The 23,751-nt window shown below is 41.7% G+C and carries 28 protein-coding genes and 1 riboswitch; of the genes, 18 read left to right on the top strand and 10 right to left on the bottom strand.

Features of this window, described 5'->3' with window-relative positions; genetic code table 11:
* Window positions 1-43: 43 nt before the first annotated feature.
* Together AC1DSL_RS00595 and AC1DSL_RS00600 are read left to right on the top strand one after the other, a co-directional pair.
* Window positions 44-589, top strand: coding sequence for an RNA polymerase sigma factor (locus tag AC1DSL_RS00595; protein ID WP_342542206.1), 546 nt, complete (start codon window positions 44-46; stop codon window positions 587-589).
* Window positions 590-648: 59 nt separating this feature from the next.
* On the top strand, window positions 649-1,308 hold the full coding sequence (locus AC1DSL_RS00600; protein WP_477530837.1) for an anti-sigma factor: 660 nt from the start codon (window positions 649-651) through the stop codon (window positions 1,306-1,308).
* A gap of 351 nt (window positions 1,309-1,659) precedes the next feature.
* Here the strand turns inward: AC1DSL_RS00600 and pdxK are convergent, their stop codons facing one another.
* Window positions 1,660-2,493, bottom strand: a complete 834-nt coding sequence (gene pdxK, locus AC1DSL_RS00605; protein WP_342542204.1) for a pyridoxine/pyridoxal/pyridoxamine kinase — start codon at window positions 2,491-2,493, stop codon at window positions 1,660-1,662.
* A gap of 64 nt (window positions 2,494-2,557) precedes the next feature.
* On the bottom strand, window positions 2,558-2,818 hold the full coding sequence (locus AC1DSL_RS00610) for a hypothetical protein (RefSeq protein ID WP_477530838.1): 261 nt from the start codon (window positions 2,816-2,818) through the stop codon (window positions 2,558-2,560).
* Between the two features lie 116 nt (window positions 2,819-2,934).
* On the opposite strand from AC1DSL_RS00610, the gene AC1DSL_RS00615 reads away from it, so the two are divergent.
* From AC1DSL_RS00615 to AC1DSL_RS00635, 5 genes are all read left to right on the top strand, one after another.
* Window positions 2,935-3,681 (top strand): DUF4230 domain-containing protein, encoded by a 747-nt coding sequence (locus AC1DSL_RS00615; RefSeq protein WP_477530839.1) that lies wholly within the window; start codon window positions 2,935-2,937, stop codon window positions 3,679-3,681.
* Between the two features lie 5 nt (window positions 3,682-3,686).
* Window positions 3,687-4,361, top strand: a complete 675-nt coding sequence (locus tag AC1DSL_RS00620) for a uracil-DNA glycosylase (RefSeq protein WP_477530840.1) — start codon at window positions 3,687-3,689, stop codon at window positions 4,359-4,361.
* A 57-nt stretch (window positions 4,362-4,418) separates the two neighbouring features.
* Window positions 4,419-4,697: a YwdI family protein gene (locus tag AC1DSL_RS00625; RefSeq protein WP_477530841.1), complete on the top strand. Its 279-nt coding sequence runs from the start codon at window positions 4,419-4,421 to the stop codon at window positions 4,695-4,697.
* 168 nt (window positions 4,698-4,865) lie between these two features.
* Window positions 4,866-5,246, top strand: coding sequence for a DUF423 domain-containing protein (locus AC1DSL_RS00630; RefSeq protein ID WP_477530842.1), 381 nt, complete (start codon window positions 4,866-4,868; stop codon window positions 5,244-5,246).
* 103 nt (window positions 5,247-5,349) lie between these two features.
* Window positions 5,350-5,862, top strand: a complete 513-nt coding sequence (locus tag AC1DSL_RS00635) for a membrane lipoprotein lipid attachment site-containing protein (protein WP_477530843.1) — start codon at window positions 5,350-5,352, stop codon at window positions 5,860-5,862.
* Window positions 5,863-6,113: 251 nt separating this feature from the next.
* Here AC1DSL_RS00635 and gerQ read toward each other — a convergent pair whose 3' ends face one another.
* From gerQ to hemQ, 3 genes are all read right to left on the bottom strand, one after another.
* Window positions 6,114-6,476 carry a spore coat protein GerQ gene (gerQ, locus tag AC1DSL_RS00640; RefSeq protein WP_342542199.1) on the bottom strand — a complete coding sequence of 121 codons (363 nt, stop codon included), beginning with the start codon at window positions 6,474-6,476 and terminating at the stop codon, window positions 6,114-6,116.
* An 18-nt stretch (window positions 6,477-6,494) separates the two neighbouring features.
* On the bottom strand, window positions 6,495-6,914 hold the full coding sequence (locus AC1DSL_RS00645) for a cell wall hydrolase (RefSeq protein WP_342542198.1): 420 nt from the start codon (window positions 6,912-6,914) through the stop codon (window positions 6,495-6,497).
* Between the two features lie 85 nt (window positions 6,915-6,999).
* The gene (gene hemQ, locus AC1DSL_RS00650) at window positions 7,000-7,749 is read right to left on the bottom strand and encodes a hydrogen peroxide-dependent heme synthase (protein WP_477530844.1); all 750 of its coding nucleotides are present in this window, start codon (window positions 7,747-7,749) and stop codon (window positions 7,000-7,002) included.
* A gap of 558 nt (window positions 7,750-8,307) precedes the next feature.
* Here hemQ and pta point away from each other — a divergent pair.
* Window positions 8,308-9,291 (top strand): phosphate acetyltransferase, encoded by a 984-nt coding sequence (gene pta / locus AC1DSL_RS00655; RefSeq protein ID WP_477530845.1) that lies wholly within the window; start codon window positions 8,308-8,310, stop codon window positions 9,289-9,291.
* Between the two features lie 2 nt (window positions 9,292-9,293).
* Window positions 9,294-10,142, top strand: a complete 849-nt coding sequence (lipL, locus tag AC1DSL_RS00660) for an octanoyl-[GcvH]:protein N-octanoyltransferase (RefSeq protein ID WP_477530846.1) — start codon at window positions 9,294-9,296, stop codon at window positions 10,140-10,142.
* 140 nt (window positions 10,143-10,282) lie between these two features.
* Here the strand turns inward: lipL and AC1DSL_RS00665 are convergent, their stop codons facing one another.
* Window positions 10,283-10,915, bottom strand: coding sequence for an RsfA family transcriptional regulator (locus tag AC1DSL_RS00665; protein WP_477530847.1), 633 nt, complete (start codon window positions 10,913-10,915; stop codon window positions 10,283-10,285).
* Window positions 10,916-11,080: 165 nt separating this feature from the next.
* On the opposite strand from AC1DSL_RS00665, the gene AC1DSL_RS00670 reads away from it, so the two are divergent.
* The gene (locus AC1DSL_RS00670) at window positions 11,081-11,305 is read left to right on the top strand and encodes a YuzB family protein (protein ID WP_016428318.1); all 225 of its coding nucleotides are present in this window, start codon (window positions 11,081-11,083) and stop codon (window positions 11,303-11,305) included.
* Between the two features lie 22 nt (window positions 11,306-11,327).
* On the opposite strand, the gene AC1DSL_RS00675 is transcribed toward AC1DSL_RS00670, so the two are convergent.
* A complete protein-coding gene (locus tag AC1DSL_RS00675; protein ID WP_155974209.1) occupies window positions 11,328-11,498 on the bottom strand; it encodes a hypothetical protein in 171 nt (56 codons plus the stop codon).
* 65 nt (window positions 11,499-11,563) lie between these two features.
* On the opposite strand from AC1DSL_RS00675, the gene AC1DSL_RS00680 reads away from it, so the two are divergent.
* The 3 genes from AC1DSL_RS00680 to AC1DSL_RS00690 all read left to right on the top strand — a co-directional run bounded on the left by AC1DSL_RS00680 (window position 11,564) and on the right by AC1DSL_RS00690 (window position 14,069).
* Complete coding sequence (locus tag AC1DSL_RS00680) at window positions 11,564-12,868, top strand: HD domain-containing protein (RefSeq protein ID WP_477530848.1); 1,305 nt, start codon at window positions 11,564-11,566, stop codon at window positions 12,866-12,868.
* A gap of 18 nt (window positions 12,869-12,886) precedes the next feature.
* On the top strand, window positions 12,887-13,390 hold the full coding sequence (locus AC1DSL_RS00685; RefSeq protein WP_477530849.1) for a YwgA family protein: 504 nt from the start codon (window positions 12,887-12,889) through the stop codon (window positions 13,388-13,390).
* Between the two features lie 127 nt (window positions 13,391-13,517).
* Window positions 13,518-14,069, top strand: a complete 552-nt coding sequence (locus AC1DSL_RS00690; RefSeq protein ID WP_477530850.1) for a GNAT family N-acetyltransferase — start codon at window positions 13,518-13,520, stop codon at window positions 14,067-14,069.
* 152 nt (window positions 14,070-14,221) lie between these two features.
* Here AC1DSL_RS00690 and AC1DSL_RS00695 read toward each other — a convergent pair whose 3' ends face one another.
* Entirely contained in the window at window positions 14,222-14,407 is a 186-nt protein-coding gene (locus tag AC1DSL_RS00695; protein WP_016428314.1) for a 2-hydroxymuconate tautomerase, read from the bottom strand.
* Between the two features lie 67 nt (window positions 14,408-14,474).
* Between AC1DSL_RS00695 and AC1DSL_RS00700 the strand changes: the two genes are divergently transcribed.
* A complete protein-coding gene (locus AC1DSL_RS00700; protein ID WP_016428313.1) occupies window positions 14,475-14,990 on the top strand; it encodes a YwhD family protein in 516 nt (171 codons plus the stop codon).
* A 384-nt stretch (window positions 14,991-15,374) separates the two neighbouring features.
* Here the strand turns inward: AC1DSL_RS00700 and AC1DSL_RS00705 are convergent, their stop codons facing one another.
* Window positions 15,375-17,492 carry a transglycosylase domain-containing protein gene (locus AC1DSL_RS00705; protein WP_016428312.1) on the bottom strand — a complete coding sequence of 706 codons (2,118 nt, stop codon included), beginning with the start codon at window positions 17,490-17,492 and terminating at the stop codon, window positions 15,375-15,377.
* Window positions 17,493-17,779: 287 nt separating this feature from the next.
* Between AC1DSL_RS00705 and speE the strand changes: the two genes are divergently transcribed.
* Both speE and speB read left to right on the top strand, forming a co-directional pair.
* A complete protein-coding gene (speE, locus tag AC1DSL_RS00710; protein WP_016428311.1) occupies window positions 17,780-18,613 on the top strand; it encodes a spermidine synthase in 834 nt (277 codons plus the stop codon).
* 3 nt (window positions 18,614-18,616) lie between these two features.
* Window positions 18,617-19,489: an agmatinase gene (gene speB, locus AC1DSL_RS00715; protein WP_016428310.1), complete on the top strand. Its 873-nt coding sequence runs from the start codon at window positions 18,617-18,619 to the stop codon at window positions 19,487-19,489.
* 207 nt (window positions 19,490-19,696) lie between these two features.
* Here the strand turns inward: speB and AC1DSL_RS00720 are convergent, their stop codons facing one another.
* Window positions 19,697-20,788 (bottom strand): diguanylate cyclase, encoded by a 1,092-nt coding sequence (locus AC1DSL_RS00720; RefSeq protein WP_477530851.1) that lies wholly within the window; start codon window positions 20,786-20,788, stop codon window positions 19,697-19,699.
* Window positions 20,789-21,122: 334 nt separating this feature from the next.
* On the opposite strand from AC1DSL_RS00720, the gene AC1DSL_RS00725 reads away from it, so the two are divergent.
* On the top strand, window positions 21,123-21,545 hold the full coding sequence (locus tag AC1DSL_RS00725) for a YwiB family protein (protein ID WP_477530852.1): 423 nt from the start codon (window positions 21,123-21,125) through the stop codon (window positions 21,543-21,545).
* Window positions 21,542-23,209, top strand: a complete 1,668-nt coding sequence (gene argS / locus AC1DSL_RS00730) for an arginine--tRNA ligase (protein ID WP_477530853.1) — start codon at window positions 21,542-21,544, stop codon at window positions 23,207-23,209. Before AC1DSL_RS00725 ends, argS begins: the two co-directional genes overlap by 4 nt.
* Before the next feature lie 275 nt (window positions 23,210-23,484).
* A riboswitch (cobalamin riboswitch) is annotated at window positions 23,485-23,673 on the top strand.
* Window positions 23,674-23,751: the final 78 nt, after the last annotated feature.

Below are 23,751 nucleotides of genomic sequence, written 5' to 3' on the forward strand. Positions count from 1 at the left end.
GTATAATGGCAATATATTTTTTTCCAATAGCAGGGAGTGCCACATGAAAGAAAATTACGATGCGGAATTAATGAGATTGGTAAACGAAAAACACGGTCACGCATTAGAGGAGCTTTATGATCGATATATAAAGCTTGTTTACGGCTTTGTTATGAAGTTTTGTAATGGGAATGAGGAAAAAACGAAAGAGATTATTCAGGTGGTCTTTTTGAGGCTATGGACAACAAACAGCCATTACGATCCCGCTCAAGGCAACTTTGTAAATTGGCTCCTCACGATTACTCGCAATATTTGCATTGACTACCACCGCAAAGAGAAGAGACATACGCAACACTATCAAGAGGAACATGAAGAGATCGCCGACCTTGCCAATGCAATCGAGCAACGAGTAAATACGAATAATATTGAGATGGCGAAAAACAAATTACCGACAGCGCAAAGAAAATTAATCGATTTGCTATATTGGAAAGGGTATTCTCTTTCAGAGATCGCCAAGCTGGAACAAGAGCCGCTCGGCACGATTAAAAGTAGGTTGCACCAAGCTCTTAAAGGTTTGAGGAAGCATCTGGAATTGGAGGATATAAAATGAGAAGGGATTGTGAACATTTAATTCCATATATAGCAAATGAGCTCAAGGAGAGCGAATGTATGTCCTTTGTTGAACATTTAAAGAACTGTACAGAGTGTAAGAAAGAATATCAGGAATTGTCCCAGGCCTGGCAGGCTATGCCGTTTGATTATACCGAAATCGAGGTGCCTGAATCGCTAAAAGGCGAGGTAATGGGGTTTGTTTTTGATCATAAAACGAAAAGCGGTACGGAAACATTCATGGCTAAGATGAGCAAGCTCGTCATGATGCTCAAAAGCCATTTCACCCCAGTTTCAACCAGTATCGTGGCCGTATTGTTGCTCGCGATTATTGGCCTTGGAATAGCGAATGTACAGGGAAAAAATCACCATGCCGAAAATATACCCATTGAGATTTTAATGGGCATTCCCTTAAACGCAGCCAATCAAAGTCACCCGGGAACAAACGGCATCGCATATATTGTTCAGCAGGGATCAGAGAAAAATTTGGTGGTGCAGGTTCACGAATTACCCGACGTCGAAGGTTCACAGGTTTACCAGGTTTGGTTGCTTAAAAACGGCACGAGGGAAAATAGCGGCATATTCAAGCCGGACGAAAACGGATCCGGAATACTGACCTACCAGCTCGCAGAAGGGCAGACTTTTGATCAAATCGGCATCACCGTCGAACCGGACGCCAACAGCAGCCAGCCAAGGGGAGAAAAAATAGCCGGGTCATAGATGGTAACAGAAAAGGACAGATACATTTTAAATATCTGGCCAACCTTATATTACGAACAGGTGCTAATGTTCAAGAAACTTACCCAAAAATGATCAAACTTTTTTATGAAAATTCCATCTGTAATCTAAACTGTAGAATCCATTTTGATCGATCTTTTTTCAAAATGGATTCTTTGAATTTGCCGCAATAAAGCAAGTTCATGCGTTATTTTTCATCAAACTTTATTCTAAAGACACAGGTTTCACTTCTACAAGTAACCTATTCCAACTAAACCTGCGATTTTTCCAACTAACCACAAAAACTCCATAAAAAAGCCACTCTATCTAAAGAAAGAGTGGCTAGATTGATACTTAAATTTCTGAAGTTGTAACTTCTGGTGCGCCGAAACGGTTTTTAGCTCCGTGCATAACCGGACCAACGTATTCGTTTAATTTCCAGCCGTTAGCGATTGCAGCAGATACGAATTTCTTTGCTTCCAAAACAGCTTCATTTACTGGAAGACCGTTTGCTAAGTTTGCTGTCACTGCAGCTGCGAATGTACAACCAGCTCCGTGATTATAAGACGTGTCCGTTTTTTCTGATTCAAGTAGAGTAAATGTTGAACCATCAAAGAATAAATCAACGGCTTTTTCATGCTTCAACTGCTTGCCGCCTTTGATAACTACATTTGTAGCGCCTGCTTCATGAATCTTTTCAGCAGCACGTTTCATATCGTCAATTGTTGTTAATGTTCCAAGACCTGAAAGTTGTCCAGCTTCAAACAAGTTAGGAGTGACAACCAATGCACGAGGCAATAATGATGCGACCATTGCTTCCACATTTTCAGGGAAAAGGGCTTCGTCTTCACCTTTACACACAAGAACCGGGTCAATAACTACTTTTTCTAAACCAGAGCGATCGATTGCTTCTGCTGCTGTTTTAATAATGTCAACAGTTGGCAGCATCCCTGTTTTGATGGCATCAACGCCAGTAGAAAGAGCTGTTTTCAACTGTGCTTGTAATGTTTCAACAGGAATCGGATGAATTCCGTGGCTCCAGCCTTTATCAGGATCCATTGTCACGATAACTGTCAGGGCATTCATGCCGTAAGTACCGTGCTCTTGGAATGTTTTTAAATCTGCTTGTATGCCTGCACCACCAGAAGTATCAGAACCAGCGATGGTTAATGTTTTTTTCAAAGACATGAATGGATTCCTCTTTTCAATAAGTTTCTGTGTTCTATCGTACCAAAAACTCACAATAATTCAATTATTGGAGCTTATCCGCCCGCAGTAGTTGGATGGAAATAAAGGTTAATCCAATCGTGAAAATCAGCGAAAATCCTCCGGCAATCCAGTAATTCTGTGAAAGGAGTCCGAAACTAATAAAAGCAAATAACAATACAACAAGCAACATCCCGATAGTAAAGCAACCAAATCCAAGTGATTTTGCACGTTCGGGCACTTGGCTTTTTTCTTTTGTCGAACGTTCTACGTTTCGCATTTTCTCTCGCCACTGGTAATCCGCCATTTCACATCACCTCTAAAAATATCCTATCATTCGCCTCGAGGTTGTACAATTTGAAACTTTCCATTATCGTAAACGTACTAGAATCATTGACTAATATAGTAGAAACGGGGAGAACGATGTCAAAAGATCAGCGAATTAAGGATATTGAACGATTGCTTGAAGAATTAAAAGCTCAGGACGAAACAGCCGTTACGCTGGAAAGTGTTCAGCCACGTTCATCGGGATTTGGGCAATCCGGCACACTTTTCAAGTCCATATGGAAACGAAAAATGCTATGGTTTATTACAGTTATGATTGTACTGATTATTGCAGCTCCAGTTATAACTTTTTGGATGATTAAAGGCAGTACGTTCACGGAAAATAAAGGGGCTTTTTTGGAGCAAATTCAATCGATAAATGAACTCGCAACAGCAGAGGCTTACACGAAAGCTATAATTAAAAGACAGGACAATAAGATTTTTGGACAAGAAATCGGCCTCGAACTGCCAGGGACAAAACGTCAGTTATTGGTCGTTATTCCTGGTTCAGTGAAAGCGGGCATTGATTTCTCAAAAGTCGAAGCGGAAGATATTGTACTGGATGAAGAAGCAAAAACTGCCACGCTAACTTTGCCAAAAGCAGAATTTTTAGGTGGACCTGAAATTTTATTCGATCAAGTCAAAGTGTTTTCATCTGAAGGTTTGTTCCGAGAGAAAGCCGATATTACCGAAGGTTACGAACTGGCAACTGAAGCGAAAAAACTGATGATGAATGAGACGACGGAACAAGGAGTGTTGCAACTGGCTGAAGAAAATGCTGCACAGTCGGTTTCTAAAATGTTTTCGTTGGTGGGGTATGATGTAACCGTTGAATTTGAGGAGTGAGTATCTTGGAAAAAGAGATATTTGATAACGACTGGCAACAAGTACTTGAACATGAATTCGACCAACCGTACTACTTGAAATTACGGGAGTTTTTGAAAGAGCAATATGCACATGAAACCGTTTATCCACCATTGGATGAAATGTGGAACGCTTTTAAAGAAACTTCTTTTACCGATGTTAAAGTGGTGATTGTCGGGCAAGATCCTTATCATGGTCCGGGACAAGCCCACGGCATGAGCTTTTCTGTCAAACCAGGGATCAAGCATCCACCGAGTTTACGAAATATGTTAAAAGAACTTCATGAAGACCTTGGATGCGAGATTCCGCCAGATGGCATGTTGACGAAATGGGCAAGGCAAGGCGTTTTCATGTTAAACACGGTTCTCACCGTGCGAGCAGGTGCTGCACATTCACATAAAGGACAAGGGTGGGAACTCTTTACGGATGAAGTTATTCGCAAACTTTCTTTGAGAGAAAAGCCTGTTGTATTCGTGTTATGGGGAAGACCTGCGCAATTGAAACGAAAGCTAATTGATACGTCCAAGCATGCAATTATTGAATCCGTTCACCCAAGCCCCCTCAGTGCCCATAGAGGATTTTTCGGTAGTAAACCCTATTCCAAAATAAATGAACAACTATCACAATGGGGATTAGACCCGATAGACTTTTGTTTGAAGTAGATTTCATGGTAAAGTGTAGTCTGACAAGAACAATCAGTAAAAGGAGAGTGACCGAACGTGATTCCATTAAGTCGAGTTGTCACCGAAATCGAGAAACATGTCGCAGTGGCAAAAGGTAGAGGTGACGAGCAAAGCATCCGTGAATCCTTGGTCGCGATTCGAGCTTTATGTAATGTTGCATTAAGTGAACAGCCTGAAGTCAAACCACAAGTCATGCCGATTCAATATGCACAACCAGTGCACACGGTACAATCTACTTCATCGGTACCTTCGATTTCAGCTGGCGAACGCATGAAGGAAGACGACGCGAACGGTGATTCTTTATTTGATTTTTAACTGAATAAGAATTTTATAAAGAGTACAAAAAGAGTCGGGGAGATCAACGGATCTGTGGGCAGCGGAACGTATATTTTATACGTGAGCAGCTGAGCCGCAAGCATTGAAGAGATCCGACAGCTATTAATTACGGACATTTAAACAACACATATGAAAGAAGGAATAATTATGCCATTTTTTATCATCGCAGGTGCCATAAATGCATTTTTGGCCGTTGCTTTTGGAGCTTTCGGTGCACATGCACTGAAAGAAAAACTATCTGAAAAGTACTTAGCAATTTGGGAAACAGCAGTCCAATACCAGATGTATCATGCGATTGGACTAATCATTATCGGGATTTTGATGAGCACGAATATCATTGGGAATGTGCCACAGCTTAGCTGGGCAGGCTATTTAATGTTAGCCGGCATCGTGCTTTTCTCTGGCTCACTTTATGTATTGAGTCTAAGTGGCATAGGCATTTTGGGTGCCATCACACCAATCGGAGGCGTAGCATTTCTTGCAGCCTGGGTACTCGTGATTGTCTCTGCAGTCAAACATATGAATTGAAATTTTGCGTCCTTCCAAGTGAAGGGCGTTTTTTTATTGGATAAAAATTGTAACGAAAATACCGACGAAATGGTCTAATGTTTTAGAGATAGGGGGAATAGCTTTGAAAAAAACCATTATATTTATCACTTTAATTGTACTCCTTAGTGCATGCAGTCAAGCCAGCATTCAGGAACCGACGTTCGAAGATTTGAAAAAACATGTACATATTGTAAAAAGCGCTACCGATAAAGGTCTGTTCGTAAACCATACAACTTATCAATATAAAGAAAATGTGAAATTAAGAACCAAACAAGGAGATAAAATTGAACCATCTGATATTCAAGCAGGGAGCTTAATTGAATATGAGGATACAGGGGTGGTATTGGAGTCCTATCCGAGTCAGGGGACAATCAAGTCAGTTACTTTATATGACGATCAGCTCAGTAGGAAAATCGAAAAGGGAATTGCCCATTTCTTAACTGAAGATGCCATTAACGCAACGATCGGTTACAAACTTGTAGCACTTCAGAATGATTTGCTCATCATTGAGTTTACGGATTACAATGATACTGAAAAAGCCTATACGGCAACGATTGATTTGGAAACGTTCGAATATGAAGTGACTCCACTTTAAGGATAGAAAGATTCATCATTCGTTCAAAAAACGAATCTTTCTAACCCCCCCATATACGTGTGGAAGAACCAGAAAAATACAGAATCAAATTCGAAGAACAAATGGAGAAGTGGTCGCCTGATAAACATAATCCGTGAACATCAAAATGCCCTTTCACAAAACAAAGTGGAAGGGCATTTTTTATAAGCAAATGAATATTTGAAAAATAAGTTCCAAGTTAGAGACCTAGTTCCACTTTCTTTCATTGAAGATTAAAAGTAATTGATTTCTTCATCAAACGTTACGTAATCCAAATAAATCAATGGAATTAAATAACGTTTTCCTGTCCCTGGCTCACTGACAATTAAATGATCACGGCCTGCTGCTTCGATGATGCCTTTCACAACTTTGGCATTCCATTCACGATTGTTTTCGAATGTTAAATAGACAGTCGCAAGTTTGCCTTTGTTTAAACGTAAAATGTTTTCGATGTAGGATTCTTCACCAGCTGGTGGAGAAGTTGGGCGTCCTCCTGCGGGTAATGTAGAAGGTTGCATTTGTTGTTGAGGCATCATTTGTTGTTGCGGTTGTTGCATTTGTTGAGCATAAGCAGGATTCCAATAATATTGTACCAAGAAATCATCCTTTCCATTTTAAAGATTTGGGCAATCGGAGGGGCTAGGCGAAAAGAAGCAATGAGATTTATAACGACCTGTGTTCGCTTGGTTATACCATGTGGGAGGACATCCCCCCGGTGGTTCGAAAAACCATAAAGAACGTGTAGCAGGGTGGAAACGTTCACCAGCAATCACACGACGGGCAAGTGCCTTGTCTTGTTCACGGGCACGTTGGTAGAAATAAGATTTAGTCGTCGCTTCAAATCCACCTGGACTCTGAAAAACCATTTGCTGCACGTTGCGAATATCATTGAAATCAAGACAAGTCGCAAGCACTCGATTCACACCGACGTTACCGACCATAAGCATTCCTTCCTTGCCTTCACCCTCTGCCTCTGCACGCATTAAACGGGCAAGAGTTTCAATATCTTTTTCAGTTGCCTGGATTACCGCCACAGCACAACCTCCTCGCAACTTATTATACGTAGCACTTGGGAATTTAGAACAAAAAAGGCTACGCATTTTTGCGTAGCCCTGTGTTTTATACAGTTAAAAATTCAGTAGTTTTGTCTGCATCTAGCAATGTTCCAACGAAGAATGAGCCAAACTCACCAAAACGTGCACTTACTTCGTCAAAACGCATTTCGTAAATTAATTTTTTGAATTGAAGGACGTCATCTGAGAACAACGTAACACCCCATTCAAAGTCGTCAAATCCGATAGAACCACTGATGATTTGTTTCACTTTTCCAGCGTATCCACGGCCAATCATGCCATGGCTGCGCATCATCGATTTACGGTCTTCCATCGATAGCATATACCAGTTGTCATTGCCTTCACGACGCTTGTCCATTGGGTAGAAACAAACATATTGAGAACGTGGAAGCTCTGGATATAGGCGACTACGAACATGCGGATTTTGATAAGGATCTTCATTGGATTCGCCTGCCAAGTAGTTTGAAAGCTCCACAACAGAAACGTATGAATATGAAGGAACCGTGTATTCAGCAATCGTTAATTTATTGAACTTCGCTTCAATTTGTTGAAGCTCATCCATCGTTTCGCGTAATGTCATCAGCATAAAATCTGCTTTTTGACCAATAACTGTGTAGAAAGCATGACTGCCAGTTTTCGCTTCATGTGCAACATTTAATTCTTCTAAAAATCCTAAAAACTCATTAACAGCTGCTGTACGATCCTCAGCTGATAATTGTTTCCAAGATGTCCAATCCATCGTGCGAAAATCATGTAATGCGTACCAACCATCTAAAGTTTGCGCTGCTTCATTCATGTATGGGACACTCCTTCATCTAATTAAATATTCAAGTTAAGTTTAGCATAAAGCCTTTAAGAAACCTATATTCTCACCATTCATACATGATGAGATATGACAAATTCGTGTTATTATGAAGGGAAAAGCGGAAAGCGCCAATCTAGCCTGACTCCGGCGCTGGAAGGCTCGATGCGAAAGCCCGCTTTCGCAAGAGAGACTGAAGCTTAGGTGCAGGCTGGCGCTTGTAGCTAGACATATAGAAAAGCGGAGCAGGGTGTGAAAGACCTACACCGGCGCTGGAGAGAAGATTCTCTTTGCGACGAGTAACCACAGGAGCAAGATTTTCTTTGCGACGAGTAACCGCAGGAGCAAGCGATTCGAATGCCTGCATTCGCATGAGAAATGGAAGGAAGGCTAAAATCCCGACATCGTGTCGGAACGCCTTCATGCCCCACATCCTGTGGGCCTAAGCTTAGGTGAGGTCTACCCTGCGTAGCTAGACACCAACATAAGCGAAGAAACACAATTAACTTAACTAAAAAAACAACCTTTACATACCGAAAGGACGGATGCCGTGTGACGAATTTATTTGATGAAATCAAAAAAAACATTACCGATAAGCAGTTAAGAATTGTTTTACCTGAAGGAACGGACGAGCGTATACTTCAAGCCGCAATTAAATTGCATAACGAAGGAATTGTGACGCCCATTTTAGTGGGTTCACATGATTTGGTGAAAGTAGCAGCGACGCAAGCTGGGATTGATTTGACGGGAATCGAAGTAATCGATCCAGTTCATTTCGAAAAGCTTGATGAACTCATTGAGAAATTCGTGGAACGCCGTAATGGTAAATCTTCGCCAGAACAAGCGCGCATTCAACTGAAAGACGTCAATTCATTTGGCACAATGCTTGTTTACACAGGTTATGCCCATGGCTTGGTAAGCGGTGCAGCGCATACGACAGCTGAAACAGTACGCCCTGCATTGCAAATTATCAAAACAAAACCTGGCGTGTCCAAAACAAGTGGGGCATTTATTATGGTGCGTGGGGACGAGCGTTATATATTTGCCGACTGTGCCATTACAATTGCACCGACAAGTGAAGACTTAGCTGAAATCGCTGTGGAAAGTGCCAAAACGGCGAAAGCGTTCGGAATCGAGCCGAAAGTAGCGATGCTGTCCTTCTCGACAAAAGGGTCTGCCGTTTCACCAGAAACCCAAAAAGTAGTCGAAGCCACGAAGCTCGCGCAAGAAAAAGCACCTTCAGTCATTATTGATGGAGAATTTCAATTTGACGCAGCATTTGTACCTGCAGTGGCGAAGAAGAAAGCACCCGGTTCAAGTATTCAAGGTGATGCGAATGTTTTTGTTTTCCCTTCACTTGAAGCAGGGAATATTGGCTACAAACTAACGGAAAGACTTGGCGGATTTGAAGCGATTGGTCCTATATTACAAGGATTGAATATGCCCGTGAATGACTTATCTCGCGGCTGTTCGTCTGATGATGTGTATAAATTAGTATTAATGACCGCAGCTCAAAGCGTTATGGCAGGGGAATAAAGATGTCTGGGTTTAATGACTTATTTGTAAATAAAGAATGGCGATTTTGGGATCAGTCCATGAGCGGCAGATCGAAATCCGCTCTTGAATCGTTTGCAGCGGACGATATGTTGTGTGAACGAGTTGGAAAAGGCGAATCCCTTCCGACCATCCGAACGTGGGTACACGAAAATACAGTAGTTCTCGGGATTCAAGATCACCGCCTACCTCATATCGGAGATGGGCGTGATGTATTGCAGGAACATGGTTTTCAATCCATCGTCCGAAACTCGGGTGGACTTGCCGTTGTGTTAGACAGTGGGGTTCTGAATATCTCGATCGTTGTTTCTGAAAAGAATAATGCAATAGATATCAATGCGGGATATGATATCATGCTCGAATTCGTTCGCCATCTGTTTCCGCAAATAGCTGATTCGATAGAGGCATATGAAATTGTAGGTTCATACTGTCCAGGTTCTTATGATTTGAGTGTAGGGGGCAAGAAATTCGCTGGCATTTCACAAAGACGATTACGTCATGGCATAGCGGTTCAAATTTATTTATGTATTGAAGGGAGCGGAGCAGAGCGTGCAACTTTGATTCGTGACTTTTACGAAGCAGGATTGAAAGGTGAACAAACTAAATTTGTTTATCCGATGATTGTGCCAGAAGTTATGGCTTCGGTCAGCGAAATCATCGGAGAAACTGTAACCGTTCAAGATACCGTCATTCATGCGCAACGATTAATGAACCATTTGATGCGAAATGTTCACATGCAATCACTGCAGTCAGAAGAAACGGATTTATATATGTACTACTTAACCCGAGTCGTTGAACGCAATCAAAAAATGTTGGCTAAAATAGAGGCATAAGCCTACTAGATATATATGAACGTCCATGACTATTCGCTGTAGTAGTTTTTTTGATGTACTGACTGAAAATAGGAAACGATAGAGTCAACAAAACCGTGAATAGACAATCGATAGAACACTACAAAACAGAAAACCACCAATCAGTTGATTGGTGGTTCTTTCKCTACTAGATTACCATTACGTTCCATTTGGAATACAGGTGAGATGTTTTCAGCATCATCATTCAAAGTCACTAAACGGCGAGCCCGGTTCATGATGTGAACAAACTGTTCGTAATCTTCGCGAATCGTCGAGTTCTCATTTTCCAATCTCGCGATATCACGTTCTAATTGCTTGATTTTTTCTTGAGAATGAGATAGTAATGCGCGCCAGCGATGAGATTCGCCTTCGCCAGTACCATTTTGTTGCAGACGTAACAAGTAGGCGATGACCACGTCAAGTGATAGAGACGATAACGGAATTTGAACGCGTTCCTGTGGTTGTTCTTCGCTGCCTACGAGAAACAGAGATTGCCCTCTGCGACGGTATTCTTTCCCAAGCACACGCATTTTTTGCTTGCGGTCTTTTTTTGCTTCACGCAAGTCTTTCTCGTATTCTCTTCTTACAACTGCATTCCAACGAAATCCGCAAGCCGCTGCTGTTCGATTCAAGGCATCTCCTGCTTCTTCAAATGCATTTAATTGCGTACTCCCTTCGCGAACGTGTCGCAGCACGGTTTCTGCCAATAATTCATCATTTTCATCTAACCAAGCATCTTGTCTAATTTTTACCATAAATGTCCCTCCTGAATTGTTAATAGTTTTGCTGTTCTACTTCAAGCTTGTACAAGATTCGCAGGTTTTATTCATTCAACATTTAGATTCACTTGAATCAGTATGGAAAAATAAGATACAATGACCTGTAGACTTTTACTCTCAAAAAGAAAGGGTTGTTGGCAAATGGCAAACGAATTCAGAGTTTGCGATGATTGTCAGGCCGTAAATTTAAAAACATTAATTCCTAAGTTAAAAGAAATCGATCCTAACGCATCGATTGATATTGCGTGTCAGTCTTACTGCGGTCCAGGACGTAAAAAAACATTCGCGTTTGTAAACAACCGACCTGTAGCAGCGCTTTCTGAAGACGAATTAATGGATAAGGTACGCGCCAAGCTAAAGGCATAATCTCGCTACTTCGATTAAAAGTTTAAAAATAGCTATTCATACTTTCGCCGCCTTCCCTGAAGGAGGCTTTTTCTTTATAATAAAAGGTAAATATAAGAGAAGAAATTAATATAAAAGTGTCATTTTGTCTAGCTATATGCGCCAGCTCGCTGGCCCCTTTAGGGGTCGGAAAGGCGAAAAATTCGCCTTTCATTCTTCCAGCGCCGGCGTCGAGCTAGAGTTGCGCTTTTCGCTTTTCTAATGAGAAGAGGTGTCCATGTGAGTTATGCAACGCAAAAGTTGGCTGAAGAAAAAGTATTTAAAGACCCGGTACACCGATACATACATGTCCGCGATCAAGTGATTTGGGATTTGATTGGCACGAGAGAATTTCAGAGATTGCGACGTATCAAACAACTCGGCACAACGTATCTCGTTTTCCACGGGGCTGAACATAGCCGCTTCAACCACTCACTGGGCGTTTACGAAGTTGTAAGACGCATCATTGACGATATATTTACAGGCCGACCTGAATGGGATGAATCTGAGAGACTGGTGGTTCTTTGTGCAGCACTTCTTCATGATCTCGGTCATGGTCCATTTTCACATGCGTTTGAACATGTATTTGATCTGGACCATGAGAAATTCACGCAGGCTATTCTACTTGGAGACACTGAAGTAAATGAAATACTAAAACGTGTGGCTCCGGAATTTCCCCAACATGTGTCCGATGTCATTGCCAAAACATACGGCAATAAACAAGCGGTAAGTTTAATTTCTAGCCAGATCGATGCAGATCGCATGGATTATTTACAACGTGATGCGTATTTTACAGGCGTAAGTTACGGTCATTTTGATATGGAGCGTATTTTACGTGTCATGCGCCCGCGCGAAGATCAAGTCGTCATTAAACAAAGCGGCATGCATGCGGTAGAAGATTACATCATGAGTCGCTACCAAATGTACTGGCAAGTGTATTTCCATCCGGTGTCCCGCAGTGCGGAAGTAATTCTAACGAAAGCACTTCACCGTGCCAAAGAACTGAGTGAGAGTGGTTACACTTTCGCGTATGAACCGCGTCATTTCAAGACGTTCTTTGATCAAACGTTTTCATTGGCTGATTACATTGCACTCGACGAAGGCATTGTTATGACGTACTTCCAGGAATGGGTGCACGAAGAAGATGACATTCTCGCTGATCTATGCGACCGCTTTGTGAATCGTCGTTTATTCCAATACATTGAATTTGACCCGGCAAAGGATTACAGGAAACTGGCGGAACTCGAGAAATTGTTTCATAAAGCGGGCATCAGCCCTGCTTACTATTTGGTATTCGATTCGTCATCAGACTTGCCATATGATTTTTATCGACCAGGTGAGGAAGGCGAACGTGTGCCGATTCATTTATTGATGCCAAACAATGAACTACGTGAGCTATCGAGGTCTTCTGAAATCGTTGAAGCCATTTCAGGCAAACGAAGAACGGATCATAAATTGTACTTCCCCGAAGATTTATTGACAGAAGATACAAAGAAAAAAGCCGTGAAGAAGAAAATTTTAGAGTTGCTTTACGGACAAGCATAGAATAGGAGGTTGCCTTAATTGTTAGAGGAACATGCGAAAATTGTCCAGTTCATCACGCTGGCGGGAGAAGTAATGGGGCGTAAGAAGCTCCAAAAAATGGTGTACATTGCGAAGAAAATGAACTTTCCATTCCAGGAAAAATACCAATTCCACATGTATGGGCCTTATTCAGAAGAGCTGACTTTACGTGTAGAGGAATTATGCAATATGGCGTTCTTGTCTGAGAAAAAAGAAGACAAAGGGTCGTACGTGCAATATACGTACGCATGTACCGAAGAAGGAAGTCAGTTTTTATCAACAGTGGATGGCAATCATCCAAAGCTCGATTTATGTATAGAGCGCTTGAATGATAAAAGTTCACGCTTTCTTGAAATGGTCTCAACTTTGTTATACTTCGACCATCTAGAACGCACAGAACAAGTAGAGAAATTGCATGTCGTTAAAGGGAAATTGAATTTTACGGAAACAGAAATTGAAGCGGCCTTTGACTTTATCAAGAATCTTCAAATGTGTATTCAGTAACACATATGAAAACATATAAAAGCAGAGCAATTCACATATGAATTCTCTCTGCTTTTTCTTTTTCTAAAAATGCACCTTTTAATAGGGTTTTATCCTATAATTGTAAAAAGTGAAAAGGGGTAATAATATGCAAAGAATTTTTACCAAAAGATTATTATTGAGAGAATGGAAAGAGACCGACTATAAAGATTTATATGAGTATGCAAAAAGTGATTTGGTTGGACCAAACGCAGGTTGGAAACCTCATAAAGATGAGAAAGAAAGCAAAGATATTATTCAAATGTTTATTGCAAGTAAAGATACGTATGCAATAGAACTTATTTCTGAAAATAAGGTGATCGGCGGAATAGGACTTCATGACAGAAAGCCAGATGAACTATTATCACACTTAAGTCAAAAAGAAATAGGATATGTCTTAAATCCTAATTATTGGGGGAATGGATTTGTCCCTGAAGCTGTAAATGGCTTACTAAAATATGGATTTGAAGAATTAAACCTAGATATCATTTGGTGTGGACATTATGATTTCAATCATAACTCTAAAAGGGTCAATGAGAAATGTGGATTCCAATACAAATTCGATAAAAAATTGATATTGGAAAGGTTAGATGGAAAAGAAGTCACCTGCCTATATTATTGTATTAATAAAACAGACTATAAGGTCGCTTCCCCTATTTGAAACTTATAAAAATAATGACCTTTAATATAAACACTTTGTCGGTTAACCCAAACGTTTGCGCACATAAATTGGCCAATGAAAAAAGCTGATTACATGGTCTAATGTAATCAGCTTAGGTCAATCATAATAAAGCGGGAATCCGCATTATTTACTTATTTATCGCTAAACAGCTTTCCAGCTACTGCGTAATGATTTTTTGGCATATCTTCGATAAAGACAACTACGTTTTCAACAGGAGCATTTGTTGTTTCAGCAACAGCAGCGGTTACTTTTTCTACAAGCGCGCGTTTTTGATCGTCTGTGCGACCTTCAAGCATTTTTACAGTTACGTATGGCACTGGAGTTCCTCCTCTTTCACAAAATTTTATCTATTCGTTATAATAACAGAACGGAGGGGACTAGCGTATGACAAATGAAGAAAAACCAAAACAAAAGCTTGGATTCACAATCATAAAAAATGATCCAACAGATGGTCACGGTGGTTTCGGTGTAGGTTCTTTGACACTTGAACATGTATCACCGGTCATCATTGACGTCGAAGAAAAAACCGCCAAAGTTGAAATTGGTGCCATGCATGCAAGAAGCGATACGGAACGCGGGATCAAATTCACAACGAATCGTGAAGATTCTGAAGGTGGTAAATTATTTTGGCTTGTATGGGTTACCATTGACCACAAAGCAACAGGACCCTACTATGCAGGCGTGACCGGATGTGAAATGGTCATCAACCGTGAAAAGCGCAGAGGATTCAAGATTCTGGCTGACCACGTAAACAAGATGGACAAATCAATGAAACGTCATATCATTGTTGACCAAATGGACGATTCATCTAAGGAAATATTGCGGGACTTTTTACAATCGCATAACCCAGAAATGTGGGCACGTAGTGAAGAAAAACTTCATCATGAATTGAATTCCTAATATTGTCAAACAGTTGTACAAAATGTGACATTTTCATGCACCTCTGTTCAATGGTTGAATATGTCGAAAAAAGCAAGTACACTTGAAACATAGCTGACAAAAAGTGAGCTAGGACAATTGGAAACGCGTCTGTACATGAGCGCCGTGAGACATTTGTGTCAAACCCAAGCCAAATGCCTCATGTTTCTCATGTCAGCGCCAACCAAGAAAAAAGCTTTCTGTTTCATCGGATAATCATTTCCGAGAAAGAGAAAGCTTTTTTATTTGTTTTTAATAGTTATTGGAAAAGCCTTATTGGTCCCCTCGAAAAGTTCATTCGAGGGGTATTTTTGTTGGGAGAAAATGGCTGTAAAGAAATAAACTCTGATTGAAAGGGAATAAACCTTAATCGTCATCATCGTTTCTAAAGAAAGAAAACGGGAACAGTGACCATGGATCGTCGCTATCCATTTCAATAACTTCATCGGCATCCTCATTTGTTTTCACATCTTCCAACAATTGTTTCTGTAGCTTCGGATCGGTACAAAGCCGTTTTGGTATGTCTTCTTTTTTTACATACATTAAGCGCTGTTTCGTACAGGCTGAAACTGCCAGACCGCCAGTTTCGATATCCACAATGACACCGGTCACACCTTTAGGAGGCAAGAATGGTTCGGCGGTTACGCCTTGATGAACTCTCTCCATGTAATCAATCCAAATATTTTTCGTTGCTTGTTTGTCTTCTGCTAGCTGGAGCTGCTTGCCGGCGTCATATCCATTCCAAACACCCGTTGTTAAAGTTGGGGTATATCCAACGAGTACTTGATCGGAAATCGTCGTTCCCGATTTGGCCGCATATGGTCGCGTTTGTTTTCCGCGAATCGACAATCCGGTTGCCGGCGCATAATCGTTGAAAACGGGGTCAAACATGCCGGTCATTAAGTGCGTTAAAATAAACGCATCTTGAGCTGACATGACACGGTCATCATCATCCCGTTCTTTCGGGTCTGCTTCAAAAACGACTTCGCCATGACTGTCTCTAATTGATAGCACGGTCCGAAACGGTTGATCGATGCCGCCATTCGCTATTTTATTAAAAGCGCCAGTCAAGTCTTTCAAAGTCACTTCGGACGTGCCGAGTGCCATTGCTGGCGTTTCCTGCACGGATGTTTCAACTCCTAAGCGCTTTAATAACGATTCAAACGGTTTATAGCCTACCTTCTCAAGTGTTTTTACGGCATATATATTATCTGAAATGGCTATTGCCTGTGCCAATGAAATCGGATGATTCGCAAACTCGCCGTTAACATTTTTAGGCTCGTATTGCGAACGGCCATTGTCATACGTGAAAATGGTGCGCTCGCTCTCAAGGAATGTCAAAGGGGAGAACCCTTCTTCAAGAGCCGCTGCATATAACAGTGGTTTGATGGTGGATCCAGGTTGGCGTTTTGCCTGAGTCACACGGTTAAATGAACTTTCCGAATAAGAGCGCCCACCGATTAATGCCGTTACATAACCTGTTTCAGGTTCCATACTGACAAATCCTACTTCCAGGCTGTCTTTCGGCATCCAGTCAGCGACTACTTCTTCTGCGACTTTTTGATGTTGGGTGTTCAACGTGGTTTCGATTGTCCAGCCACCTTCAGCGATGGCGCGTCCTTTTTTGGCTAAAATACGATCCGCTTCAGCCCATGCTTCGTCGAGGAAGTAAGGTGCTACCGATTTAGTTCCCTTCCATTCCTCATTTTTCAAAACAATTTGCTCATCACGTGCACGTCGCACGGCTTCTGTTGATACCATTTCCTGTGATTCCATTAAGCCAAGGACTATGTTTTGGCGTTTGTAGGCGTTCTCTTCATTGATCAACGGTGAATAAATACTCGGACCTTTTGGAATCGAAATGAGCAAAGCTGATTCAGCCAACGTCAGGTCCTTACTTGGCTTGCCAAAATAAAAGCGGCTTGCGGCTTCCACTCCGTACATGCCATGACCGAAGTACACCGTGTTTAAATAACCTTCCAACAATTCATCTTTCTCATAAAAGGTTTCCATGCGGTAAGCAAACAGAGCTTCTTTCGCTTTACGAGTCCAAGTTTTATCATGGGTTAAATATAGATTTCGGGCATACTGCTGAGTAATGGTACTCGCGCCCTCCACTTTTTTCATGGCTTTTACATCTTTTAATAAAGCCGTCGCAATTCGTGTGTAATCGAAACCATGATGCTCGTAAAATTCCTGATCTTCAACTGCCAAAATGGCGTCACTTATAAAAGGGGACATCTCCTCTAACTTCACCCAGTAGCGTCTTTGCTCGGCAAAACGGTCCCCGATGGAATGACCGTTGCGATCTAAAAACACGGTTGCTTGAGGGACGGCAAGAGATGGTGGACCAAGAATTTGTGCATATATACGCAATGCCAAAAGAATAGTGCACAATGCACTGATTGACACAATGGAGTACCAGATAACGGATCGAAGCTTTTGGTGCTTTCGTTTTTTTTGTTGTAAGTCAGCTCGTCGCAATTGCTTTCACTCCGTTCATCCATACTTTTTAGTAGTATGGTAAATTCATGGGAGGATTAAACGCGTGAATAGAGAAAATGACAAATGCAAAAACGAGTGGTATATCATTTTTAGGCAGCTAAATGATTCTGTTACCAAATCAAAAATAGAACTGTTAAGAAATAATAGTTGCACTTTTGTCAAAAACATCTATACTTTTTCTGTATTTGTTTTTCGGCAGACCGCGTTCACTTTCGCTACATGCCGGGAACGGATCCACTAACCTCGTAAGTAAAGGAGAATGCATTATGGCTGGATTTTGGTTTACAGAAAAACAAACCGAGAACTTTGGCATTACGATGAAGGTGAACCGTACCTTGCATACGGAGCAAACGGATTTCCAATTGCTCGAAATGGCGGAAACGGCTGAATGGGGCAATATGTTATTCCTGGACGGCATGGTAATGACTTCGGAAAAAGACGAATTCGTATACCATGAAATGGTGGCACACGTGCCTTTATTCACACATCCAAACCCAGAGAACGTTTTAGTTGTCGGTGGCGGAGACGGTGGGGTAATTCGTGAAATCATGAAACACCCACAAGTGAAAAAAGCGACACTTGTAGACATCGATGGCAAAGTGATTGAGTACTCGAAAAAATATTTACCAACAATCGCATCAGAATTGGAAAACCCACGTGTCGATGTACAAGTAGGAGACGGTTTCATGCACATTGCTGAATCTGAGAACCAATACGATGTCATCATGGTAGATTCAACAGAACCTGTAGGTCCAGCAGTGAACTTGTTCACAAAAGGCTTCTATGCAGGTATTTCAAAAGCGCTAAAAGAAGATGGAATTTTCGTTGCACAGTCGGACAACCCTTGGTTCACACCAGATTTAATCAAGCAAGTTCAAAAAGACGTGAAAGAAATTTTCCCTATCACTCGTTTATATACGGCAAACATCCCTACGTACCCAAGTGGTCTTTGGTGCTTCACACTTGGATCGAAAAAATACGATCCTTTGACAGTAGAAGATGCACGTTTCCACGAAATCGACACGAAATACTACACGAAAGAATTGCATAAAGCAGCATTCGTGTTACCGAAGTTCGTGAAAGATTTAGCGGGGGAATAATTAATGAGATTTGATGAAGCCTATTCAGGCAATGTGTTTATTAAAAGTCATCCAAATTACGACGAATCACAAGCTGTCATTTACGGCATGCCGATGGACTGGACAGTTTCCTACCGTCCAGGTTCACGATTCGGTCCACAACGTATTCGTGAAGTGTCAATCGGCCTTGAAGAATACAGTCCGTATTTGGATCGTGACCTTGACGAAGTAAATTACTTCGATGCAGGGGATATTCCGTTACCTTTCGGGAACCCGCAAAAAAGTTTGGACGAAATCGAAACGTTCGTGACAAAATTGTTAGCTGACGGAAAAGTTCCAGTCGGAATGGGTGGCGAGCACTTAGTGTCTTGGCCAGTTATGAAAGCTGTCGCTGCAAAGTATCCGGATTTGGCAATCATTCACATGGACGCACATACTGATTTACGTGAATCTTACGAAGGAGAAGCACTTTCACACTCCACACCAATTCGTAAAATCGCCGATCACATCGGTCCAAAAAATGTTTACTCATTCGGTATTCGTTCAGGCATGAAAGAAGAATTTGTCTGGGCAAAAGAAAACGGCATGCACATTTCAAAATTTGAAGTGCTGGAGCCGTTAAAAGAAGTGTTGCCAACATTGGCAGGACGTCCAGTATACGTAACAATCGACATTGATGTACTTGATCCTGCACACGCACCAGGTACTGGAACAGTCGACTGCGGAGGTATTACATCTCGTGAATTACTGGCGTCTATCCATGCGATTGCAGGTTCCGACGTAAACGTCGTTGGCTTCGACTTAGTGGAAGTAGCGCCAATTTACGATTCATCTGAACAAACTGCAAACACTGCAAGCAAACTCATCCGTGAAATGCTTTTAGGCTGGGTAAAATAAATGCGTAAAGCGCCACTCTAGCTCGACTCCGACGTTGGAAGCAAAGTTTACTGTGTGCCAAGTAACTGCAGACACACCGGAAGGCTAAGTTCCTAGCCTCGTGTCGGAACGCCTTCATGACCCATCCTGTGGGCCTAAGCGGAGGTGCGAGCTGGCGCTTGGAGCTAGGCAATAATAAAAGCGTGATGCTCTCATTTCTGAGAAGCATCACGCTTTTTTATTTGTGAAATGAAAGACGCGATTACGTCCGTTCGCTTTCGCCTCATACATAGCTGAATCAGCAGCACTATAAAGTTCCTGAATCGTTGAGCCATTATCCGGATAGGAACTTACTCCCACGGACACCGTAATTGAAACTTCCAGGTTATCTGAAACGAGGAATGGGGTGTTTGCCACACAGGAGCGTATGCGTTCACCTAGATAAAGTCCCATTGCAGGAGGGGAATTAGCAATCAATACGGCAAATTGTTCGCCGCCATTTCGTGTGACGTATCCCTCATTTTCCGAAACGAGATCCTTCAGACGCTTGCCAAGTTCCCTTAATATTTCATCGCCCGCTGGATGACCGTAAATATCATTCACTTTTTTGAAAGAATCGATATCGATGGAAATCATGCTGAAAGGCTTGGTTGATTCTGTAATGTAAGAATGTGTCAGCTGATGGAATTTGCGATTATTATAAAGACCAGTCAGATAATCGGTCTCTGATAATAATTCAGTATGACGGATTTTCTTAAAATGCTCGTTTAATTCGATTAAAATGAACAGTACAGTAAAGAATGAAAAGGCGGAATAAATGATATAGTACAGGACTTCGTGAACGTTATTCAATGCTGGATACATGATATAGACGATTAAAAGAGCAGTTTGAGCAGTTGCATAATAAAAATAAAGATGAGCATTTCTAAATGTCATCCTATATTTAAAACTGAACGCCCCAATCACAATTCCCATGAGGATAACGTTCAATCCTGCAAGAATTCCAGTCGTAGTGAATTCCTCCATGATAAACATCCGTGTCACACCAATAATCAGTCCGCTGATGATAGGAGCAATCGGTCCGCCAAAAATTCCGGAAATCACAATTACTACGTGTCTTGCATCAAGTATAATCAAATCAGACAGATTGACAGCGGATTCCATCAAGATAAAACCAGCCAATCCAGCAATAATTCCAATGATATAAGGATGTGTTTTCGGGAAAGGGAAATTCGATCGCACAACATCTTGGAAGGGCCAATAGGACAAAACCGCGAAAGTGAATAAAATACAAAAGTTAATAAGTAATTCGAAAAGCATGACTTTTCCTCCGTGAGAAATTCTAGCGTTAGTATAACATACCTAAAAAAACGATTAAGTAAATTTTAACAAATTATTACAATAGCGATGTCCTTTAAAACGACATTTGAAATAAAGTATATAAATCACTTATAATAAAAAGGTTATAGAAAAGCGTAAAGCGCCGTTTTAGGTCGACGCCGGCGCTGGAAGGTCCGATGCGAAAGTTCACTTTCGCCTGAGGAACTGAAGCTTAGGTGCGGCCTGGCGCTTGAAGCTAGACATAGAAAAGCGTAAAAGACATTTCCTTGGTAAGGAAATTAAACAAAATCACAAGGAAGCGGGTGGACTTGTTATGAATACAAAAGTAAAAGTAAGGTTGAAAACGACCATCCGGCAACCTAATGAAGAACCGGAAATCTATGAATTATGGGCAACTGGCACTTTGATTGAAAAAGATGAGTCATCCTATTTAAAATATGCGGAAGTTCAAGATGACAAAGATGTGAACACCACTGTCAAAATGGGTGAAACCGAAGCCCTGGTACTGCGAAGCGGCGGAATTAATATGCGTCTCCCTTTTATTAAGGACTCAGAGCAGACAGGCAGTTACGATAGCGAATATGGCATGTTGATGGTGACAACCAATACACGGCAGATGACGTTTGAGCAAAATGAACACGACGGCCATTTTGTCGTTCAATATGATTTAGACGTGAGCGGGCAACCCGTTGGCGAATACACACTTGAATTTCATTACACGGAGGGATCGCAATGAACGCAGTAGAACAAGTTCAACAATCCATTAAAGAAGCATTACAGAAAGCTATATTGAAAGCCGAATTAACTGATTCGGAAGGAATGCCTGGCATTCATTTGGAATCCCCACGTGATAAAGCGAATGGCGATTATGCTACAAACATTGCGATGCAGCTGACGAAGCTTGCGAAGAAGCCACCTCGTGCTATTGCTGAAGCTATTTTGGAAAACCTTGATACAACTGGCACAGTTATCGAGAAAATCGAAATTGCCGGTCCAGGATTTATGAACATCTCAATTCGCAAAGATTACTTGGCGGACGTGGTGAAAGCTGTCTTGGAACAAGGTGCTGATTATGGCCGTTCAAAAGCTGGCGCTGGTGAAAAAATTCAAGTGGAGTTCGTTTCGGCGAATCCAACAGGTGATTTGCATTTAGGGCATGCCCGTGGTGCATCAGTCGGAGATTCATTATGTAATGTATTGGATTTTGCAGGCTATGACGTGTCACGTGAATACTATATCAATGACGCCGGGAACCAAATCAACAACTTGGCACATTCATTGGAAGCGCGCTACAAGCAAGCATTGGGTCAAGATGCTGACATGCCTGAAGATGGCTATCACGGTCAAGATATCATTGATATCGCAAAAGAGATGGCAAGCGAGCATGGCGATGCATTGCTTCAGAAATCTGCTGAAGAACGCTTTGCATTCTTCCGTTCACATGGTCTAAAAGTGGAACTTGCAAAACTTCAAAAAGATTTAGCCGATTTCCGAGTTAGCTTTGATGAGTGGTATTCAGAAACTTCTCTATACGAAAACGGCAAGATTGAAGTCGCTTTGGATAAATTACGTGCGAATGGTCACGTATTTGAAGAAGAAGGCGCAACTTGGTTCCGTTCGACAACATTTGGCGATGACAAAGACCGTGTGCTGATTAAAAACGACGGTTCATTCACTTACTTAACACCTGATGTTGCATATCATGAAGACAAAATTGCACGCGGTTTTGATAAATTAATCAACATTTGGGGAGCGGACCACCATGGTTACATCCCACGTATGAAAGCGGCAATCCAAGCACTTGGATATGATCGAGATACGCTTGAAGTAAGCATTATTCAAATGGTTCAATTGTATAAAGACGGCGAAAAAATGAAGATGAGTAAACGTACTGGTAAAGCGGTCACGATGCGTGAACTTGTTGAAGAAGTTGGTTTGGATGCCGTTCGTTACTTCTTCGCGATGCGTTCTGGCGATTCACATATGGACTTCGATTTAGATTTAGCTGTCTCACAATCAAATGAAAATCCTGTGTATTATGCACAGTATGCGCACGCGCGTATCAGCTCGATTTTACGTTCTGCTGAAGAGCAAGGATTCAGCGCTTCGAATGCTCAATTAGATTTATTAAAAGCTGAAAAAGAAATAGATGTTCTGAAGAAAGTGGGTGACTTCCCGCAAGTTGTGGCTGATGCAGCGAAAATCCGCTCACCACACCGCGTTGCGACATACATCCAAGAACTTGCAGCAACCTTCCATAGTTTCTACAATGCAGAAAAAGTATTGGATGCAACGAACGAAGACATGACACGTGCACGTCTAGCTCTTATTACGGCAGTCCGCACAACTATCGCAAATGCCCTACGTCTGATTGGTGTAAGCGCACCTGAAAAAATGTAATTTTAATAACCAAAGCCATTTCACTCGAAAGATGTGGAATGGCTTTTTTTGCGCCCGGCACCGCATGCAAATTTAACGAAATTCAGATAAGTGAATGCGAAATCTAGATAAACGTATTCGAATTCGAGATAAAGCCTCATGAAATGCAGATAACGCAACTTGAATTCCAGATATCCACCCGCGAAATGGTGAAATCTTCAATTTCACGCAATCCGAGTCACCCACAAAAACCTTCTCGACACCCATCAGAAATCCTGTATAATGAAAAATGAATTACATAGCCCCAACACGAAGGTGCTCTGCTTCAATCGCAGAGTTAAAAGGGAAGTCGGTTCAAATCCGACGCGGTCCCGCCACTGTATGTGAGAGGAGGCGCATCAAGTCACTGAAGCAAACTTAGCTTTGGGAAGACGCGCCAACCACTGATCACAAGCCATGAGACCTGCCTACGTGCGCAACACCCGCAACCCTACGAGGATAGGAATGGTGTGAATCAGCTCGTGCTCATTTTAGCAAAAGCCTAAATTCAACCAACCATCTTC

This window comes from Paenisporosarcina sp. P4_D4 (assembly GCF_056401835.1).

Bases quoted from the DNA above. Each gene is read 5' to 3' on its own strand.
- AC1DSL_RS00610 (WP_477530838.1), bottom strand. From the start codon at position 2,818: ATGGCGGATTACCAGTGGCGAGAGAAAATGCGAAACGTAGAACGTTCG.
- speE (WP_016428311.1), top strand. From the start codon at position 17,780: ATGGCTGGATTTTGGTTTACAGAAAAACAAACCGAGAACTTTGGCATT.
- AC1DSL_RS00720 (WP_477530851.1), bottom strand. From the start codon at position 20,788: ATGCTTTTCGAATTACTTATTAACTTTTGTATTTTATTCACTTTCGCG.
- speB (WP_016428310.1), top strand. From the start codon at position 18,617: ATGAGATTTGATGAAGCCTATTCAGGCAATGTGTTTATTAAAAGTCAT.
- lipL (WP_477530846.1), top strand. From the start codon at position 9,294: ATGTCTGGGTTTAATGACTTATTTGTAAATAAAGAATGGCGATTTTGG.
- AC1DSL_RS00675 (WP_155974209.1), bottom strand. From the start codon at position 11,498: ATGAAAGGCGAATTTTTCGCCTTTCCGACCCCTAAAGGGGCCAGCGAG.
- AC1DSL_RS00700 (WP_016428313.1), top strand. From the start codon at position 14,475: ATGACAAATGAAGAAAAACCAAAACAAAAGCTTGGATTCACAATCATA.
- argS (WP_477530853.1), top strand. From the start codon at position 21,542: ATGAACGCAGTAGAACAAGTTCAACAATCCATTAAAGAAGCATTACAG.
- AC1DSL_RS00615 (WP_477530839.1), top strand. From the start codon at position 2,935: ATGTCAAAAGATCAGCGAATTAAGGATATTGAACGATTGCTTGAAGAA.
- AC1DSL_RS00725 (WP_477530852.1), top strand. From the start codon at position 21,123: ATGAATACAAAAGTAAAAGTAAGGTTGAAAACGACCATCCGGCAACCT.
- AC1DSL_RS00690 (WP_477530850.1), top strand. From the start codon at position 13,518: ATGCAAAGAATTTTTACCAAAAGATTATTATTGAGAGAATGGAAAGAG.
- AC1DSL_RS00630 (WP_477530842.1), top strand. From the start codon at position 4,866: ATGCCATTTTTTATCATCGCAGGTGCCATAAATGCATTTTTGGCCGTT.
- AC1DSL_RS00595 (WP_342542206.1), top strand. From the start codon at position 44: ATGAAAGAAAATTACGATGCGGAATTAATGAGATTGGTAAACGAAAAA.
- AC1DSL_RS00600 (WP_477530837.1), top strand. From the start codon at position 649: ATGTCCTTTGTTGAACATTTAAAGAACTGTACAGAGTGTAAGAAAGAA.
- AC1DSL_RS00670 (WP_016428318.1), top strand. From the start codon at position 11,081: ATGGCAAACGAATTCAGAGTTTGCGATGATTGTCAGGCCGTAAATTTA.
- hemQ (WP_477530844.1), bottom strand. From the start codon at position 7,749: ATGAATGAAGCAGCGCAAACTTTAGATGGTTGGTACGCATTACATGAT.
- pdxK (WP_342542204.1), bottom strand. From the start codon at position 2,493: ATGTCTTTGAAAAAAACATTAACCATCGCTGGTTCTGATACTTCTGGT.